The organism is Enterococcus sp. HMSC078F03, from assembly GCF_001811595.1.
GTDB classification, from domain to species: Bacteria; Bacillota; Bacilli; order Lactobacillales; family Enterococcaceae; genus Enterococcus; species Enterococcus faecalis.
Window position 1 is genome coordinate 1 of sequence record NZ_KV805551.1, and the last position, 18,503, is coordinate 18,503.

Genomic DNA, 18,503 nt, shown 5'->3' on the forward strand with positions numbered 1-18,503 from the left:
AAAAGGTTAGGGGTTCGACTCCCTTTGGGTGCATAGTTGAGTGATTGACTAAGTTTTAAAAAGGTGTACGTGAGTTTCTTTTTAATTCGATAGTCTTTTTTTATTACTTTAACTTCATAGCCCGGGAAGTAGCTCAGCTTGGTAGAGCACTTGGTTTGGGACCAAGGGGTCGCAGGTTCGAATCCTGTCTTCCCGATTGTGAAAAACAGTACTGATCATCAGTACTGTTTTTTTGTTTTGTTTAAAATTTAAGTATCGAAGTAGGTGTATTTTTTTGTGATGTGTAATTCTTATCGAAATTGCGACTAAAAATACAGGAATAAAGGACATTGAGAATATATTCGATGGCTAGTTGAGAGGAAAAAGTCGAGACTTTGAAATCTGCATGTTCAACGTTAGGAATGGGCAAAATCACTGTAGCGTATTTAGCTAATTGGCTGTTCAAGTCTGAAGTAATGGCAATAATCGGGGTGCCTCCTTCTGCAAAAATCCGTGCTTCATTAACGATTTCTGCAGTGTTACCACTGTAAGAGACGAGGATGGCTACGTCATTTTTGGTGGCATTGATGGCTAAATAAAATTGTTCAGCTTGATAAGGGATTAAATGGATAAATAGCTGAATGCGTAATAACTTTGTTTGAAAATCCGTTAAGCGAATGTAGGAGTTACTGACACCCACAGCTAAAATATTTTCAGCGGTTAAAAGTAAATCAATGCTTTTATTTAACATGGCCTCGGTTAATAACTGTTGAGTGGATTGAACAGTTTCGGTCGTTAACTGCGCAATTTTCTTGGCAATTAGTAAATCAGAATCTTGCGCTAAAAAAGGCATATTCGCATCAACATTCCGGATTGCTTGGTAGTGAATTTCTAAGTCGCGGGACAAGCGGATTTTAAATTCTTTGAAACCGCTAGTTTCTGTTTTTTTACACAAACGAACAATCGTGGAAGTTGAAGAGTTGGTGGCTTCTGCTAGTTCATAAATCGACATATGCAGGACTCGTTCAGTATGAGATAAAATAAAATCAATAATTAGCCCTTCGTTATATGTATAGCGTTCTTTTTGTTCTAAACATTCGATTAGATTCAATGGGTTCACCTCTCTGTGGTACTTTGTTTCGCTTTCAGTATACCTTAAGCGTATGAATTATGAAACATAGTTACAGAATCAGTTAGTCGTATTTACATCAGAAATCGGTTTCTTTATGATGAGGATATCACAAAGGATTAAGGAGAGAAGTGAAATGGATAAGTTAACAAACTGGGTGGAGCAAACCGTAGTGCCTAAAGTTTCAAGGATTACAAGTTTACGTTATTTTCAAGCCTTAAGAAATGGTTTTTTTGCAATTATGCCGTTAACAATTATTGGGTCGATTTTTATGTTGATTACAGATTTTCCAGTAGCAGGGTATGGCGATTTTATGGCTAGAATTTTCGGTGCAGGTTGGGCGGATATGATTTCACCAGCTTATCGAGCAACTTTCAATATGATGGGAATTATTTTTGCTGGGACGATGTCCTATAAATTGGCGGAAAGTTACGAAATGGACCGTTTAACTTCATTAATTTTAGGAATTGTTGCTTACGTAGTCGTTTTACCGAAAACGGTGACCACTGAATCAGGCGAAGTTGTGACGAAAGTTTTATCGTTTGATTGGTTAGGAACGCAAGGGGTGATTACGGCCATTATTATGTCAATTCTTTCGGTTGAGTTGACTCGTTTCTGTATTAAGAAAAAATTAGTCATCAAAATGCCTGACAGCGTGCCTTCTATGGTGAGCCAAGCTTTTAGTGCATTGATTCCTGGGATTTTTGTGGTAGCGGTGGCTTTATTGATTAATGGGATTGGGCTTTCGTTTGCGGATTCCTTCCCGCAATTAATTTATGCGGTGATTCAAGCGCCACTGCAAGGTTTAATCGGAACCCCTTTTGCAATTATTATTGTGGCTGGCTTAAATGGATTGTTCTGGTGGTTTGGGATTCATCCAACTGTCATCAATTCCATGCTATATCCTATTTTATATGCGAATGCAGACAAAAACCAAAGCTTAGCGGAATTAGGACAATTAACTGCTCAAAATGGAAACTTTGGCACGGTCCAAATGCTCGATCAATTTGCTACAATTGGAGGCGCTGGTTGTACGATTGGCTTGGCTATTGCAATGGCCATCGTCGGACATTCGTCTAGAATGAAAGCCATGTCGAAAATTTCGTTTGTTCCAGCATTTTTCAATATTAATGAACCCTTGATTTTTGGACTCCCAGTTATTTTTAACCCTTTATTATTGATTCCGATTGCGGTCGCGCCGATTGTATCTGTCTTGATTGCCTTTCTGTCAATGAAAATTGGGTTCATGTCAATGTTTACAAACATTCAAGCACCATGGGCTACGCCCTTTCTGTTTTCGGGTTTTTTAGTGGGAAAATGGCAAGGTGCAGTGACGCAAGTTTTAGCTGTTGCGGCTAGTGTCGTTATTTATTATCCATTTGTAAAAGCCTTAGATCGACAATATCAAAAAGAAGAAGCCCATGAAGTACCAGAAACATTGTAGAGAAAGAGGAGTGAAGGAAATGCATGTTGAGAATGATGAAAATATTTGCTGTGAAGTGGAAAAAGGAATGGAAAAAATGTATCATCCGATGGTGCCCGAGTTGGTTCAAACCTCTTCCTTTTATTTTCCAACTTACGAAGAATTTATGGCAGCGAGTATAGATGAAAAAAATAATTATGTTTACACACGTGGCACCAACCCCACAACAGAAATTTTAGAGAAAAAAATTGCTCGTTTGGAACGTGGAGAAAAATGTAAAGTTTTTGCCTCAGGAATGGGCGCTATTTCGGCAACGCTGTTTACGTTGCTCCAACAAGGCGATCATGTTTTAATGGTCAATACAATTTATGGAGAATCTGTTTCGTTTGTGCAATATTTAGAGAAATTTGGCGTATCCTTGACCAAAGTAGACGTTACAGAAACAGAAGAACTTTTTCAATTTGTTCAGGAAAACACCAAAGTCATTTACTTTGAAAGTCCGTCCTCACAAAAGTTTGAACTGCTAGATTTAGAAAAAATAACTGCGTTAGCACAAAAAATCGGCGCATACACTGTCATTGATAACACGTGGGCGTCACCGTTATTTCAGCATCCTTTATGCCATAATGTGGACCTGGTGATTCATTCTTGTTCCAAATATATTGGTGGTCATTCGGATATTGTAGCAGGGGCTGTCATTGGCAAAGCAGCGCTTGTAGATCAAATTTTTGAACATGGTCATCAAGCATTAGGCGCAGTCAATAGTCCCTTCAATTCTTGGTTAGCGTTACGTGGTATTCGTACCATGCCTGTTCGGTTGGCGCATCAGTCTCAAGCCATCCAAACGGTACTGTCGGCTTTGCAAAAAGATCCGCGAATCAGTCGCTTATATCATCCTTTTGTAGGAAATCAACAACAACAAGCGTTAGCAGAAAAATATTTAACAGGTTATGGCTCATTGTTTGCGATTGATTTAAAAGATACCGATTTTGAACGTTTGAAAACATTTGTGAATGCATTGACGTTGGTCACAATTGGGGTCAGTTGGGGTGGTTTTGAAAGTTTGGCCTTGCCTGTATTCAAAGGCAATAACTTGGCGGCTGTTCAGAAAAGAGGTTTGTCGCCAGCGCACATTCGCATGTACGTTGGTTTGGAAGAGCCAACATCTATTATCGAAGATATTCAACAAGCCTTGGATCAAGCCTACGGCGAAGAATCGTTTTTGTGAGACATTAAGATAATCAGCTGAACAAAAGCAACTCCTTCGGAAATAAGCCGAAATTCTCCAAAAATTATAGAACACCAGGTAGGTATCATGCAACATCAACTCGTACTTCGTTGTGTTTTATGACAATTTTCGGAAATTCCTTCTTATTGCTGAGAAACACTATTTGCAAAGCAAATAGATGTTGAACAGTACCTACTTGGTTCTTGGAGCTAAACACTTTTGTCTCAGCCTCTGTGATTCAATAACATATTTTCAATTTTAGGAGGGGAACTTAAGTCAGTTTGACTGAGGTTGCTCCTCCTGTTTTGCATTTTTTTATTAAAGTCAAAGCGTTCCTCTTTATTTAATAGGCAAAGTTCGATATAATAATGGTCAATATTAGTCAAGAGAGAAGAAGGATGGAAGACTATGAGTAATCAAAATACGTCAGATTTAATCGAGGCTTATTTAAAAAAGATTTTAGAAGAAAGTAATAAAATTGAAATCCGTCGGGCGGAAATGGCTAATTTATTTAATTGCGTTCCTTCACAAATTAACTATGTAATTAATACACGTTTTACCATCCAACGAGGCTACGCAGTTGAAAGTAAACGTGGTGGAGGCGGCTATATTCGCATTGTCAAAGTACAAATTTCAGATAACGATCAATTACTAAAACAAATGGATCAATTGATTGGCGCAACCTTAACAGAAAAAGATGCGCTAACATTTATTCAAACATTGTATGAAGAAGAAGTGATTACGAAAAAGGAAGGCAATTTAATGCTAGCTGCTTTAAGTAAAAGCACATTGAATGGCCTGGGGAATCACGAAGATTTTCTAAGAGCTCAAATAATGCGTTCATTTTTAGAGCGCTTGAGCTATGAGGAGGAATAACTATGGATGAACTATTTACAGAAAGTGCGAAAGCCGTACTGGCGATTGCCCAAGAAGAAGCGAAGTATTTTCGTCATCAATCCGTCGGTTCTGAGCATTTATTATTAGCACTCGTTTTAGAACCGAATGGGATTGCCGGAAAAACATTACGACAATTGAATACTGACACAGAAGACATCCGTGAAGAAATTGAGCATTTAAGTGGCTATGGCACCATGCAAAGTCCAATGGGGAATAACAACTTATACTTACCTTATTCACCAAGAGCCAAACAAATCTTTGCCTATGCGGGAGATGAAGCGAAGCGCTTAGGGGCTCAAAAGATTGGTACCGAGCATTTATTATTAGGCTTGTTAAGAGACGAAGAAATTTTAGCGTCTAGAATTTTAGTGAATTTAGGATTAAGTCTATCCAAAATGCGTCAATTATTATTGAAAAAAATGGGCGTTTCCGAACCCAATGGTGCACAACGTCGTCGGAATGGTCAAAATAAAAATGCGCCACAAGGGACGCCAACATTGGATTCTTTAGCGAGGGATTTAACCAAGTTAGCACGAGAACAAAGCTTGGATCCAGTAGTTGGTCGCGGGACCGAAGTTCGTCGTTTGATCCAAATTTTGAGTCGCCGTACCAAAAACAATCCTGTCCTAGTCGGTGAACCAGGTGTTGGGAAAACAGCGATAGCAGAAGGCTTAGCTCAGAAAATTGTCAACCGGGAAGTCCCTGAAGATATGCAAGGCAAACGTTTAATGATGCTAGACATGGGTGCCTTGGTTGCTGGAACCAAATATCGAGGTGAGTTCGAAGATCGCTTGAAAAAAGTTGTCGATGAAATCTATCAAGATGGACAAGTCATTTTATTTATCGACGAATTGCATACCTTGATCGGTGCTGGCGGTGCAGAAGGGGCGATCGATGCTTCAAATATTTTAAAACCTGCTTTAGCACGTGGTGAGTTGCAAACCATTGGTGCGACAACTCTGGATGAATACCAAAAATATATTGAAAAAGATGCCGCTTTGGAACGTCGTTTTGCCCGTATTCAAGTAGGAGAACCAACGCCAGAAGAAGCAGAAGAAATTCTAAAAGGCTTGCGTTCACGCTATGAAAAACATCATGGCGTAGAAATTACAGATGAAGCTCTACATGCGGCGGTTCAATTGTCGATTCGCTATTTAAATGACCGCCAATTACCAGATAAAGCAATTGATTTAATGGACGAATCTGCAGCAAAAGTTCGTTTAGATAAGGCAGATCAACCTTCAGAAATTAATGAATTGCGTACCGAAATTTCTCAATTAATTACGGAAAAAGAAGAGGCCATTCAAAATCAATCATTTGAAAGTGCTGCTCGGATTCGTCAAAAAGAAAAACAAGTGATGGAAAAACTAGAAGAATTGATTGCAGTGAAAGAAAAAAGTCTGTCTGGTTACAGTACACAAGTAACAGAAGAAGACGTGGCTGGAGTCGTTTCACAATGGACAGGCGTTCCTTTGCAGCAGCTAGAGAAGAAAGAAAGCGAACGATTGATGGAATTAGAAACCATTTTACATCAACGGGTCGTTGGCCAAAATGAAGCAGTTGAAGCTGTTTCACGCGCTATCCGTCGTGCGCGTAGTGGCTTGAAAGACCCAGCAAGACCGATTGGTTCCTTCATGTTCTTAGGACCAACAGGGGTTGGGAAAACAGAACTTGCCAAAGCCTTAGCCGAAGCGATGTTTGGCAGCGAAGAAGCGTTGATTCGCGTGGATATGTCTGAGTTTATGGAAAAATACAGTACTAGCCGTTTAATCGGTTCTCCTCCAGGTTATGTCGGCTACGAAGAAGGCGGCCAACTAACTGAAAAAATTCGTCAACGTCCTTATTCCGTTATTTTGCTAGATGAAGTAGAAAAAGCCCATCCAGATGTCTTTAATATTTTATTACAAGTCTTAGATGATGGCCATTTAACGGATGCCAAAGGACGAAAAGTCGATTTCCGTAACACGATTTTAATCATGACCTCCAACTTAGGGGCAACAGCGATTCGTGAAGAAAAACATGTCGGCTTCAATGTGAAAGACATTTCTAAAAATCATGAATTAATGCAAAAACGAATCATGGAAGAATTGAAAAAAGCTTTCCGTCCAGAGTTCTTAAACCGAATTGACGAAACGGTTGTCTTCCATTCCTTGAAACAAGAGGAAATTCATGAAATCGTGAAAATTATGAGTCAATCTGTCGTGAAACGGATGGCCGAACAAGAGGTTAAAGTGAAAATCACACCAGCTGCAATTGAAGTTATTGGTAAAGTTGGGTTTGATCCAGAATATGGCGCACGTCCAATTCGTCGGGCCTTGCAAAAAGAAGTGGAAGATCGTTTAAGTGAAGCCCTTCTTTCCGGTCAAATTCAGTTAGGGGATAAAGTAACCTTAGGTGCTAGCAAAGGCAAAATTACGTTAAATGTGCGGGCACCAAAAGCACCAAAGACAGAAGCGAAAGAATTACAAACTGTATAGATGAGATGCAAAGGAGGTCGGGACAGAAGTGTTTAACTCCGAGAAATAAGCCGAAGGGGTTGCTTCTGTTCTCGCCGTGTATCAGTTTTTGAGCGTGGAGCAAAAATCCAAAGTGATTTTTGCTCCACGCTCCTTTTTCTATTTTCCAGTGGCGATTTCTTTTTGAGAATTGCCAGATTGATTTTTCTGTGCTACGTTAATAAGGAGGGGTGATGGAATGGAACAATCTTTTTTTCGAGAATTACTACATTATCAACGTCCAAAGGATAATCCTTTTCGACTAGTGTTTGCTGGCTTGGTTATGTTCAGCATTCTTTTTTTGGGCTATATCAATCATCAATTATTGATTTCAAGCTTTGGCTCGTTAGGTATTTTTACTTTTTTATATTATCAGCCGCTACCATTAAAACAGTTAATGACTCGTTTATCTGTGGTCGGTAGTTACCTTTTTTTAGGAAATTTGTTAGGCATGTTATCGACCCATATTGCATGGCTCATTCCCATTGTTGTTGCACTGGTCGGTTTTGGTGGCCGCTTTTTCTTTGAAGTTTACGATATTTCAAAACCAGGAGCCTTCTTTGGTGTGATGGTGACAGCGATGGGTGCCAGTACGAGCATTCCGTTAGCAAAAATTCCGTTCATGAGTGGCTGTATGTTATTAGGCATTGGCTTTTCCATTTTGTTTGCACTAGTGTTGCATTTTACAGAGAAGGAAATCAGTGCCCCGCTAGCTAAGCGATCATTACGGGAACGAATTTATCGGCATCCAGAAGCGCCATTAGATAGCATATATTATAGCTTTGTCTTATTTTTTGCTGTATATATCAGCGAAAGTTTACATTTACAGAATCCGTATTGGTTAGTCGTTTCCTGTGCATCCATTTTACAAGGAGACAATTTACGTGCGATTAAGCAGCGAAATATTCAGCGAATTTTTGGCACAACGATTGGATTGGTTATTTCCGCTTTTCTGCTTAATTTAGCTTTGACAACTTTTGAATCGATTGTCGTGATTACAATCTTATTTGTGACCGTTGAGTATTTTATTCGTCGTAATTATGGATTGGCGCAATTTTTCACAACGCCTATGGCTCTGATGCTGTCATTGCTCGTTCGTCAGCAGTACGTGATAACGTTGATTCAATTCCGCTTTTTGGGGATTGTTTTAGGCAGCTTGTTAGGCTTAGCGGCAGCGTGGTTATTCACCGTTGTAGTAACGTTTTATGAACGAAAATACCACTTGAATGAGTGACCAAAGAACAGATGATCAGTAATTAAAAAAGAACATTTGGTAGGTAAGCGGATGGTGCTTCTCTACCAAAATTTTTTTCGGAAACATTGTGAAAAAATGTACGTTTAATACAGATAAGCTCTTTTAAAGTTTGTGAACGTATGATACTATTAAACGGTCATAAAGAAGGAGGCTATATTTATGATTGAACTGATTGCAACTGCAGAATCTGTTGAGCAGGCTGTAGAATTACTCGCAACAGGTGTGGATACATTATATATTGGAGAAGAAACATTCGGGTTGCGTTTGCCCGTATCTTTTACACGAGATGAACAACGCGAGATTGTGAAACGTGCACATGAAATGGGCAAACAAGTGCTAGTTGCAGTAAATGGCATTATGCACCCTGAAAAAATGAAATTAGTCCCAGAGTATCTGACATTTTTAAAAGAAATCAACGTCGATAAAATTACTTTGGGTGATCCAGGTATTGTGTTTATTATGCAACGAGATGGATTAGAAATTCCTTACGTTTATGATGGTGAAACCTTAGTAACGAGCTCACGTCAAATCAATTTTTGGAGTAAACGAGGAGCCATCGGAGCTGTTCTAGCTCGGGAAGTACCTTTTGAAGAAATGGTAGCAATGGAAGAAAACTTAGCAGTTCCAGCTGAAATTCTTGTCTATGGGGCGACGTGTATTCATCAATCGAAACGCCCATTAATTCAAAATTACTACAATTACACAAAGAACGACAAAGGGGTTACGAAAGACGAAGGGCTGTTTATTTCTGAACCCAAAAAACCAGAAACCCACTATTCCATTTATGAAGATAGTCATGGTACGCATATTTTTGCCAATAACGATGTGAACTTGATGAATGAGTTAACAAACTTGTATGACCATCACTATCGCACATGGAAGCTCGATGGCCTTTACACGCCAGGTGAAAATTTTGTCGCGATTGCTCGCTTATTTGCTGAAGCGAAAGCAGCACTTGAAGCGGGAACTTGGTCAGAAGATCAAGCAGCTCATGCAACAGCTGAAATTGAAAAATTACATCCAACAGGTCGTGGCTTAGACAATGGTTTCTTTGATTTAAGTGCCGACGCAATAAAATAAATTGATTCATTTAAGGGGAAGAAGAACATGAAAGTAATGACAGAACGAACATTGAAGCGTCCCGAGGTGTTGGCTCCAGCCGGGACGCTAGAAAAACTAAAAGTCGCAATTCGTTACGGTGCCGATGCCGTTTATATCGGAGGGAATGCCTACGGTCTGCGTAGCCGCGCAGGAAATTTCACGCCAGAAGAAATGGCGGAAGGCGTAGCCTTTGCCCGCGAACATAATGCGAAAGTTTATGTTGCTGCCAATATGGTCACTCATGAAGGAAACCAGGAAGGGGCAGGAGCGTTTTTCAGAGAATTGCGAGACATCGGAATTTCAGCTGTGATTGTTTCCGATCCAGCTTTAATCGAAATTTGTGCGACAGAAGCACCAGGTTTACCCATCCATTTATCGACACAAGCTTCAGCAACCAACTATGAAACATTAGAATTTTGGAAAAATGAAGGCTTAGAACGTGTGGTTTTAGCGCGCGAAGTTTCAATGGAGGAAGTTGCAGCGATTCGTGAAAATACGGACATTGAAATTGAAGCCTTTATTCATGGAGCAATGTGTATTTCTTATTCAGGTCGTTGTACTTTATCCAACCATATGTCGATGCGGGATGCCAATCGTGGCGGTTGCTCTCAATCTTGTCGTTGGAAATACGAGTTATTTGATATGCCTTTTGGGACAGAACGTCGGAGCAAAACCAGTGAAGGGGAAGTTGAAGAAGAGTTTTCAATGAGCGCCGTAGATATGTCTATGATTGAACATATTCCAGAGTTAATTGAAAATGGTGTCGATAGTTTTAAAATTGAAGGCCGTATGAAATCCATTCACTATGTTTCGACAGTCGCTAATGTGTATAAAAAAGCCGTCGATTCTTACATGGAAGATCCTGAAAACTATGTCTGCCAACAAGAGTGGATTGATGAATTATGGAAAGTAGCACAACGTGAGTTAGCAACTGGTTTTTATTACAATACACCAAGTGAAAATGAACAATTATTCGGCGAACGTCGTAAAATTCCACAATATAAATTTGTTGGCGAAGTGATTGCGTACAACGAAAAGACGCAAGTCGCGACAATTCGTCAACGGAACCTTTTCAGTGTCGGCGATGAAATTGAATTTTATGGTCCCGGGTTTACCCATTTCCACCAAACCGTCAAAGAGATGTATAATGAAGACGGTGAAGCGATCGATCGGGCACCTAATCCCATGATGTTATTAACAATGGAAGTGACGCAACCTGTTGCAGTCGGCGATATGATTCGTAAGAAAAAATAAACCAGCCAAAAGGAGGAGTAAATATGAGTGTCCGTGTGAATGATTTATTAAAATTACCGTCTTTGCGAGAAGCAACGGTACTTTCTGGTAAAAACCAATTGGACACATCTGTTGCTTCTCTTTCTTTTTTAGAAGTCTCTGATATGTCTTTGTTTTCGGAAAAACTTCACAAAACAAATGAATACCATGCTGGTGAAATTTTGATTGGTTCATTTTGTGCCATTCGTCATGATGTGGTGAAGCAATGCGAAACGATTCGGCATCTACATGAATTAGGCGAGGTAGGCCTAATCTTGTACTACGTCGGGATTATCGTACCGAAAGTTGCAGAGGAAGTGATTCAATTAGCGGATTCTTTAGGTTTTATTTTAATCCAAATGCCTAAAAACGATCCCACATTACGCTATAACGAAGTCATTTATGAAGTCATGAAATTGTTAGTCAATAAAAATAAAATGACTTCTTTTGCAACGGACCTCTTGGAAAAAGTTTCCCTTTTGCCTGAACAAAACCGCAGTGTGGAAATGACCTTGAAAATCCTATCCGATTTTTTAAAAGTCAACATTGCGTTAACCACCTATACCAATGAAATCATCAGCACCATCAATTGGCCGCGAAGCACGAAATTACCCTTAACCAAGTTACTTTATCAATCACAAGAGAAAGTAGCGTTGGGAGAAACGACCTACTTCATTACCTCGCAAAAACTTCCTCAGAAAGATGGACAAACATTGAAGCTTTACTTCATTCGAGAAGAAGAGCAGTTAACCTCTTTTGAGATGAATCAAGCGGTGGAAGTCGTTCAGATGGCTCTGAATTTATGGGGGAAAAACTATGACGAAGTCAGTGAGTATGCCTTAGTCCAAGCAATCATTAACGATGAAAGTGATAAGATGTACCAATTAGCCAAAAAATTAATGATTGATATTTCTTCTGTCGAAACGATGTGGCTTTTGCCTATTTGGCAACAAGGACAAGAAATCCACGCTATTCAGCAAGATTTGAAAGATTTCCTACGTTACTATTACCAAACAACGATTGTCCAGCAAACAGAAAATTACCTGATTGTTCTCTTAGGTAATTATTTACACAAACAGCCTGAAGCCACGATTAGTAAAGAATACTTGCAAGCCACAGACTATCAGGTCTATTTAGGTGAAATCATCCTTTGTCCGAAAGTTCGTAACACGACTGAAGTGCGTGTCAGCTACCAAACTGTTAATCAAGTCGCGCCGTTTTTAAAGCGTGTCTATCCACAAAGAAAAGTGTTATCAATCGCGGAAATTCGTACAGTTCAACAAATGATGACGTGTCTCCAAGCAGGAGAAGAAGCAATCCAACAACGCTTAGCAGTTATCCAACCTCTCTTAAAAGAATCAGAACAGTTAATGACATTAGGGACGTTTTTACTAGATGCAAGTAGTGATTTTAAAGAATGCGGAGAACGCCTATTTGTTCATAAAAATACGGTCAAATATCGTATCAGTAAAATTAATGAAGCGCTCGGCTATGATATGACCAACGCCGCCGAAGCCTATGAAGTCTATTTGGCGATGATCTTATATCGCTTGGTCACGAATGAATGAAAAAAGCAGACAGAGGTCGGGGCAGAAGTGTTTAACTCCGAGGAATAAGAAGGAATTTCCGAAAATTGTTCTTTAATTTTTGGAGAATTTCGGCTTATTTCCGAAGGAGTTGCTTCTGTTTCCGCCGTTTATCAATTTTTAAGCCTGGGACAAAAATCCAAAGTGATTTTTGTCCCAGGCTCTTGTCTGCTTTTTATTTTAAGCCAAAACTTCCTTGATATTTTTTTCAATTTGAAAAAGACCTATGACTGATTTTTCGTTATAATTGAAAAAATAATTAAGGAGGAATGAGAATGAAATTAAAAAACGAGCAACAACAATCGTGGCTTAGCTTAGCATTTGTTTGGGCGGGCGCAATGATTAGCGTGCCAGGATTAATTATTGGAGGAACGTTAGTTGCAGGTATGCCTTTATGGGAAGCTTTGTTAACAGGATTTATTGGTTACGGTATTATTGTTATTTTAATGATTTTACAAGGAATTCAAAGTTCCGACTTACAAGAACCTTCTGTCAAAGTCGCTTCTCAAGTGTTTGGCATTCAAGGTTCGCAAAAGATTATTTCCATTATTCTAGCGATTGCTTGCTTAGGTTGGTTTGGTTTGCAAGCCAATGTCAGCGGTGGCGCCTTCACAAACTTTTTAAAAATTTACGGCATTGATTTACCTGTGTCGCTTTCTTCCTTAATCTGGGGAGTTATCATGCTTATTTCGGCTCTTTATGGCATAAAAATATTGAAAATTCTGAATTATTTTGCGGTTCCTGTGTTAGTTCTGGTTTGTCTTTATGGCTTGGTGGCTTCGTTAAGAAACAACGGTTGGGAAGCTGTTAGTCAATATACCCCTCAAACAGCAGGAAGCTTTATGTCAGGTCTTTCAATGACTGTCGGTTCTTTTGCATTAGGTGCAGTAATTGCTGGAGATTACTCTCAATATGTTTCTTCTCGTAAAGATGTGGTTAAAGCGGCCACCTTAGGGATTTTACCGACAGGCTTGTTGATGATTGGCGTTGGTGCGGTCTTGACCATTGCTTCGAACACCGCAGATATCACGGAAGTTTTTATGAATCTCGGTTTTCCAGTTTTAGGAATTATTGCGCTAATTTTAGCAACTTGGACCACGAATGCCGTGAATGCTTTTTCTGGCGGACTGGCCTTGATTAATGTCTTTGATATTCCAAAAGAAAAAGAAAAAGTCGCTGTCGGTGCGGCCGGCGCCATTGGGACCTTATTAGCAGTTGTGGGGATTTTAAATTACTTTACGCCGATTATGTCCGTCCTTTCTGCGATGGTTCCACCAGTGGCTGGTGTAATGATTGCTGCCTATTGGTTGATTAACAAAGGCGATCGAACCAAATGGCAGCCAACGCCTGGCGTGAATAAATTAGGTGTTTTTTCATGGCTAATTGGTGCTGCAGTGGGGGGCATTCCGGTGATTATGAGTTTCTTTCCCAATGCCCCTCAATTGCCTAACCAACCGCTAATTGGCATTGTTTTATCGTTTGTTATTTATTATTTCGGTGCAAAACGTCAACAGACGAACACCGAATCATTAGAAATGGAATGAAGAAGAGGAGTGTCGGAGAATGCGTTATTTAGATGCAGAAGCAATTGAGAATATAGCCACAGGAGCAGCTTTTTTAGGGACAGGAGGTGGCGGTGATCCCTACATTGGTAAAATGATGGCTTTGTCCGCCATCGAAGAAAACGGACCTGTCAAACTGGTTTCTCCAGAAGAAATTGCCGCGGAGGATTTTTTCCTACCCGCCGCAATGATGGGTGCCCCATCTGTCGCAATTGAAAAATTTCCCAAAGGCGACGAATTTGTCCGTGTCTTTGAGAAGTTAGGAAAATATTTAGACCAAGAAACGATTGCGGGGACCTTTCCAATGGAAGCAGGGGGCGTCAATTCAATGATTCCAATTGTTGTTGCAGCGAAGCTAGGCATTCCCTTGGTGGATTGTGATGGTATGGGTCGGGCCTTTCCAGAATTGCCTATGGTAACGTTCCATTTGAATGGGATGTCAGCGACCCCTATGGCAATTACCGATGAAAAAGGAAATATTGGCATTATGGAAACGATTGATAATACTTGGACAGAACGTCTTGCTCGTGTTCAAACGGTTGAAATGGGCGCCAGTGCTTTAGTGAGCATTTATCCCGCGACAGGCAAACAATTACAAGACTATGGTATTCACAACATCGTGACATTATCAGAAGAAATTGGCAAAGTGATTCGAGGTACCTATGCAGATGAACAAGAAAAACGCCAAGCATTAGTAGAAGTTACGGATGGCTTTGAATTGTTCCAAGGAAAAATTCTAGATGTAGAACGAGAAGTAAAAGGTGGCTTCAATTTGGGACGTGTCAAATTGAGTGGCTTAAACAGTGATGCTGGTTCAGAAGCAGTTGTCCATTTTCAAAATGAAAATTTAATTGCCGAGAAAGATGGCCAGGTGATTGCGATGACGCCTGATTTGATTTGTATGGTAGATTTGGAAACTTTAACGCCTGTGACAACAGAAAGCTTGAAATACGGCAAACGTGTCCAAGTAATGGGCTTGAAAGCGAATGCCGCTTGGCGAACGAAAAAAGGTATCGAAACAGTGGGTCCTCGGTATTTCGGCTACGAAATGGATTATCAACCACTAGAAAACTTAGTAGCGAAGGAGGACAAATAAATGTATAAAATCGGTATCGATGTCGGCGGCACAAATACAGATGCTGTTATTTTAGATCATCAATTAAACTTGATTCATTCAGTGAAAGTTCCAACAACCGATGATATTCAAACAGGGATTGCCGGTGCCTTAAATAAAGTCTTGGCAGAATCAGCAGTGGACCCAACCAAAGTCACACATGCAATGTTGGGCACGACCCAATGTACGAATGCCATTGTTGAACGAAAAAAATTAGCAAAAGTTGGGGTCCTTCGTTTGGGCTATCCAGCAACCGCTTCGGTCTTGCCTTACACAGCTTGGCCCAAGGACTTAGTGGCTACTCTTTCAGAAACGTATGCTTTAGCACATGGTGGCTACGAATATGATGGACAACCATTGACTGCACTGGACGAAGAAGAATTACGTGGGATTTTGGCCTCTTGGCGAGGAGAAGTAGAGGCAATCGCAGTAATTGGCGTTTTTTCTTCTTTAAAAAATGACCAAGAATTGTTTGTTCAAGCGCTTGCGAAGGAAGTGTTAGGGGCAGATGTTCCTGTATCTTGCTCCTCAATGATTGGGTCTGTCGGTTTAATTGAACGGGAAAATGCGACAATTTTGAATGCTGCGTTGCACAAAGTAATTAAAGTGACCAGCGAAGGCTTTGAACAAGCCTTAGAACAAGAAAAAATTCATCACGCCCAAGTGTACTTATGTCAAAATGATGGTACGTTAATGTCGTTAACGTATGCCAAACAGTTTCCTATTTTAACCATTGCTTGTGGACCAACAAATAGTATTCGTGGCGCTTCTTACTTAGCTGGTTTGAAAGATGCGGTTGTTTTAGATGTTGGTGGCACAACGTCAGACATTGGCGTGTTAGTGGATGGCTTTCCAAGAGAATCTTCACTGGCCGTTGATGTTGGCGGAGTACGGACCAATTTTAGAATGCCAGATATCGTGTCAATCGGTGTCGGCGGCGGCAGTCTAGTGCGTGAACAACCAGATGGTTCTGTGACAGTTGGCCCCGACAGTGTCGGCTACCGTATTACACAAGAGGCCCTTGTTTTTGGCGGCACACAATTAACGACCACTGATATTGCGGTTCGCTTAGGCCATGCCCAAGTCGGTGATCCTAGCAAAGTGGCTCATTTAGACCAAACGTTTGCGGAAAAAGTGTACCAAAAAATTGGCGAATTGGTCAGTGAAGCGATTGATCGCATGAAAACCAGTTCTGCAGACGTGACGGTCGTTTTAGTTGGTGGTGGAAGTATTATCATCCCCGAAGAATTGACAGGTGTTAAAGCGCTAATTCGCAACGAAAACGGGGCAGTGGCGAATGCCATCGGTGCCTCTATCGCTCAGATTAGCGGACAATACGAACAAATTTATGTCTATTCAAAAATCCAACGAGACGCGGCGTTGGCCGATGCCCAAGAAAAAGCCGTCCAACAAGCTGAACTTGCGGGTGCAGTTCCTGGCACAATCGAGTTAGTCGAGGTGGAAGAAACACCACTCGCCTATCATCCAGAAAATGCAACACGCTTACGAGTAAAAGTGGTTGGGAACATGTACTAAAAGAAAGGAAATCCTCTGGCATATGAGGGTTTCCTTTTTGTGCTATAGTAAAAAAAAAGAAGGAGGAATAACTATGGCCAAATTATTCGCCTACCAAATTGGTCAAAACCCTCGTATTCAAACGGACCTTTTGGTAGATCCTCAGCTGTTTGAAGATGAGCATGGCTGTGCGGGGGGTGTGGGCTTCGGTTTAGCAGATTGTGTTCAAACCGGAATGTTTACAGATATTGAAGTGATAAAACGGTATCTTCACGAAGCAACCTACGTTTTTATTAATGGTGACTTTGACCGACTAAGTTATTTAGAAATTGGGATTGCACTTTCCTTAGGCAAAACACTTTACGTCATTACAATGAATCCAAACGTAACGAAAGAAGATTTAGGAATTCCCTTCGACAATGCTACGATTGAATTCCTTTCCCCCAGTTCTTTTACGGAACGAATCAATGAAACAGAAGCAGCAGAAAACTAAACAAAAGTAAGTAATTCGACTGTCTTTTTTTGCTATTTTTTGCGATAATAAGGGAGAAAGTTCAAATTGAAAGGGAGCCAGAATAAATGAAAACCTATGATTATATTGTTATTGGTGGCGGTAGTGGCGGGATTGCTTCTGCTAACCGCGCAGGAATGCACGGAGCCAACGTCCTTTTAATTGAGGGTAATGAAATTGGTGGGACCTGTGTCAACGTTGGTTGTGTGCCTAAAAAAGTCATGTGGCAAGCCAGCAGCATGATGGAAATGATGGAAAGAGACACAGCAGGCTATGGGTTTGATGTTGAAATCAAAAATTTTAGCTTTAAACAATTAGTTGAAAATCGTGAAAAATATATCGACTTCTTACATGGTGCGTATAATCGTGGTTTAGACAGTAACAACATTGAACGTATCCATGGTTACGCTACGTTTACTGGGGAGCAAACAATTGAAGTCAATGGGACAGAATATACGGCGCCGCACATTTTAATTGCGACAGGTGGTCGTCCGAAAAAACTAGGTATTCCAGGAGAAGAATATGCCTTAGATTCAAACGGCTTCTTTGCATTAGAAGAAATGCCAAAACGTGTGGTCTTTGTGGGTGCAGGGTACATCGCAGCCGAATTAGCAGGAACCTTACATGGCTTAGGCGCAGAAACACATTGGGCCTTCCGTCATGAACGACCATTACGAAGCTTTGATGACATGCTTTCTGAAAAAGTCGTAGAACGCTATCAAGAAATGGGCATGCAAATTCATCCGAATGCAACACCAGCTAAAATTGAAAAAACGGCGCAGAATGAGTATGTTATTACATTTGAAAATGGTGAATCAATTACGACAGATGCCGTGATTTTCGGGACAGGCCGTCAGCCGAACACGGATCAATTAGGCTTAGAAAATACGAAAGTAGCCCTTGATGAAAAAGGCTACGTCAAAGTAGATAAATTCCAAAATACCACGCAAAATGGTATCTACGCAGTCGGTGATGTCATTGGTAAAATCGACTTAACACCAGTCGCGATTGCCGCTGGTCGGCGCCTGTCCGAACGCTTATTTAACGGACAAACCGATTTATATCTGGATTATAACTTGGTACCAACGGTGGTCTTTACCCATCCACCAGTTGCGACAATTGGTTTGACGGAAAAAGCAGCGCTTGAAGAATATGGTGAAGACCAAGTGAAAATCTATCGCTCTAGCTTTACACCAATGTATTTTGCTTTAGGAGAATACCGTCAAAAATGCGACATGAAATTAATTTGTGTCGGCAAAGAAGAAAAAATTGTCGGTTTGCACGGCATCGGCATCGGTGTTGACGAAATGCTACAAGGCTTTGCAGTCGCTATTAAAATGGGCGCGACCAAAGCAGATTTTGATAATACTGTTGCGATTCATCCAACAGGCTCAGAAGAATTTGTAACAATGCGATAAAAGGCGAATAAACCCAAA

At 40.5% G+C, this 18,503-nt stretch carries 14 protein-coding genes and 1 tRNA gene; 14 read left to right on the top strand and 1 reads right to left on the bottom strand.

Annotated features, from left to right (window positions below; genetic code table 11):
• Positions 1 to 122: 122 nt before the first annotated feature.
• Positions 123 to 196: transfer RNA gene (locus tag HMPREF2810_RS04025), tRNA-Pro, on the top strand.
• Between the two features lie 45 nt (positions 197 to 241).
• On the opposite strand, the gene HMPREF2810_RS04030 is transcribed toward HMPREF2810_RS04025, so the two are convergent.
• Positions 242 to 1,099 (bottom strand): MurR/RpiR family transcriptional regulator, encoded by an 858-nt coding sequence (locus tag HMPREF2810_RS04030; RefSeq protein ID WP_002354705.1) that lies wholly within the window; start codon positions 1,097 to 1,099, stop codon positions 242 to 244.
• Positions 1,100 to 1,244: 145 nt separating this feature from the next.
• Between HMPREF2810_RS04030 and HMPREF2810_RS04035 the strand changes: the two genes are divergently transcribed.
• The 13 genes from HMPREF2810_RS04035 (at position 1,245) to gor (ending at position 18,485) form a co-directional block, all read left to right on the top strand.
• A complete protein-coding gene (locus HMPREF2810_RS04035) occupies positions 1,245 to 2,552 on the top strand; it encodes a PTS sugar transporter subunit IIC (RefSeq protein WP_010715490.1) in 1,308 nt (435 codons plus the stop codon).
• Entirely contained in the window at positions 2,530 to 3,759 is a 1,230-nt protein-coding gene (locus HMPREF2810_RS04040) for an aminotransferase class I/II-fold pyridoxal phosphate-dependent enzyme (protein ID WP_002416015.1), read from the top strand. Before HMPREF2810_RS04035 ends, HMPREF2810_RS04040 begins: the two co-directional genes overlap by 23 nt.
• Positions 3,760 to 4,167: 408 nt before the next feature.
• Positions 4,168 to 4,635, top strand: a complete 468-nt coding sequence (locus tag HMPREF2810_RS04045) for a CtsR family transcriptional regulator (protein ID WP_002354715.1) — start codon at positions 4,168 to 4,170, stop codon at positions 4,633 to 4,635.
• Between the two features lie 2 nt (positions 4,636 to 4,637).
• Positions 4,638 to 7,133, top strand: coding sequence for an ATP-dependent Clp protease ATP-binding subunit (locus HMPREF2810_RS04050; protein ID WP_048942207.1), 2,496 nt, complete (start codon positions 4,638 to 4,640; stop codon positions 7,131 to 7,133).
• Between the two features lie 217 nt (positions 7,134 to 7,350).
• Positions 7,351 to 8,385, top strand: coding sequence for an FUSC family protein (locus tag HMPREF2810_RS04055; RefSeq protein WP_002354721.1), 1,035 nt, complete (start codon positions 7,351 to 7,353; stop codon positions 8,383 to 8,385).
• 180 nt (positions 8,386 to 8,565) lie between these two features.
• Entirely contained in the window at positions 8,566 to 9,486 is a 921-nt protein-coding gene (locus tag HMPREF2810_RS04060) for a peptidase U32 family protein (protein WP_002354722.1), read from the top strand.
• Positions 9,487 to 9,513: 27 nt separating this feature from the next.
• Positions 9,514 to 10,761, top strand: coding sequence for a peptidase U32 family protein (locus HMPREF2810_RS04065; RefSeq protein WP_002368523.1), 1,248 nt, complete (start codon positions 9,514 to 9,516; stop codon positions 10,759 to 10,761).
• 23 nt (positions 10,762 to 10,784) lie between these two features.
• On the top strand, positions 10,785 to 12,347 hold the full coding sequence (locus tag HMPREF2810_RS04070; protein WP_002383145.1) for a PucR family transcriptional regulator: 1,563 nt from the start codon (positions 10,785 to 10,787) through the stop codon (positions 12,345 to 12,347).
• A gap of 287 nt (positions 12,348 to 12,634) precedes the next feature.
• Positions 12,635 to 13,909: a cytosine permease gene (locus HMPREF2810_RS04080; protein WP_002358943.1), complete on the top strand. Its 1,275-nt coding sequence runs from the start codon at positions 12,635 to 12,637 to the stop codon at positions 13,907 to 13,909.
• A gap of 19 nt (positions 13,910 to 13,928) precedes the next feature.
• The gene (locus HMPREF2810_RS04085; protein WP_002354727.1) at positions 13,929 to 15,023 is read left to right on the top strand and encodes a DUF917 domain-containing protein; all 1,095 of its coding nucleotides are present in this window, start codon (positions 13,929 to 13,931) and stop codon (positions 15,021 to 15,023) included.
• Positions 15,024 to 16,577, top strand: a complete 1,554-nt coding sequence (locus tag HMPREF2810_RS04090) for a hydantoinase/oxoprolinase N-terminal domain-containing protein (RefSeq protein WP_002358944.1) — start codon at positions 15,024 to 15,026, stop codon at positions 16,575 to 16,577.
• Positions 16,578 to 16,650: 73 nt separating this feature from the next.
• Positions 16,651 to 17,049 (top strand): hypothetical protein, encoded by a 399-nt coding sequence (locus HMPREF2810_RS04095; protein ID WP_010715488.1) that lies wholly within the window; start codon positions 16,651 to 16,653, stop codon positions 17,047 to 17,049.
• Positions 17,050 to 17,135: 86 nt separating this feature from the next.
• Positions 17,136 to 18,485: a glutathione-disulfide reductase gene (gene gor, locus HMPREF2810_RS04100; RefSeq protein WP_002354732.1), complete on the top strand. Its 1,350-nt coding sequence runs from the start codon at positions 17,136 to 17,138 to the stop codon at positions 18,483 to 18,485.
• The last annotated feature ends 18 nt before the right edge of the window (positions 18,486 to 18,503 follow it).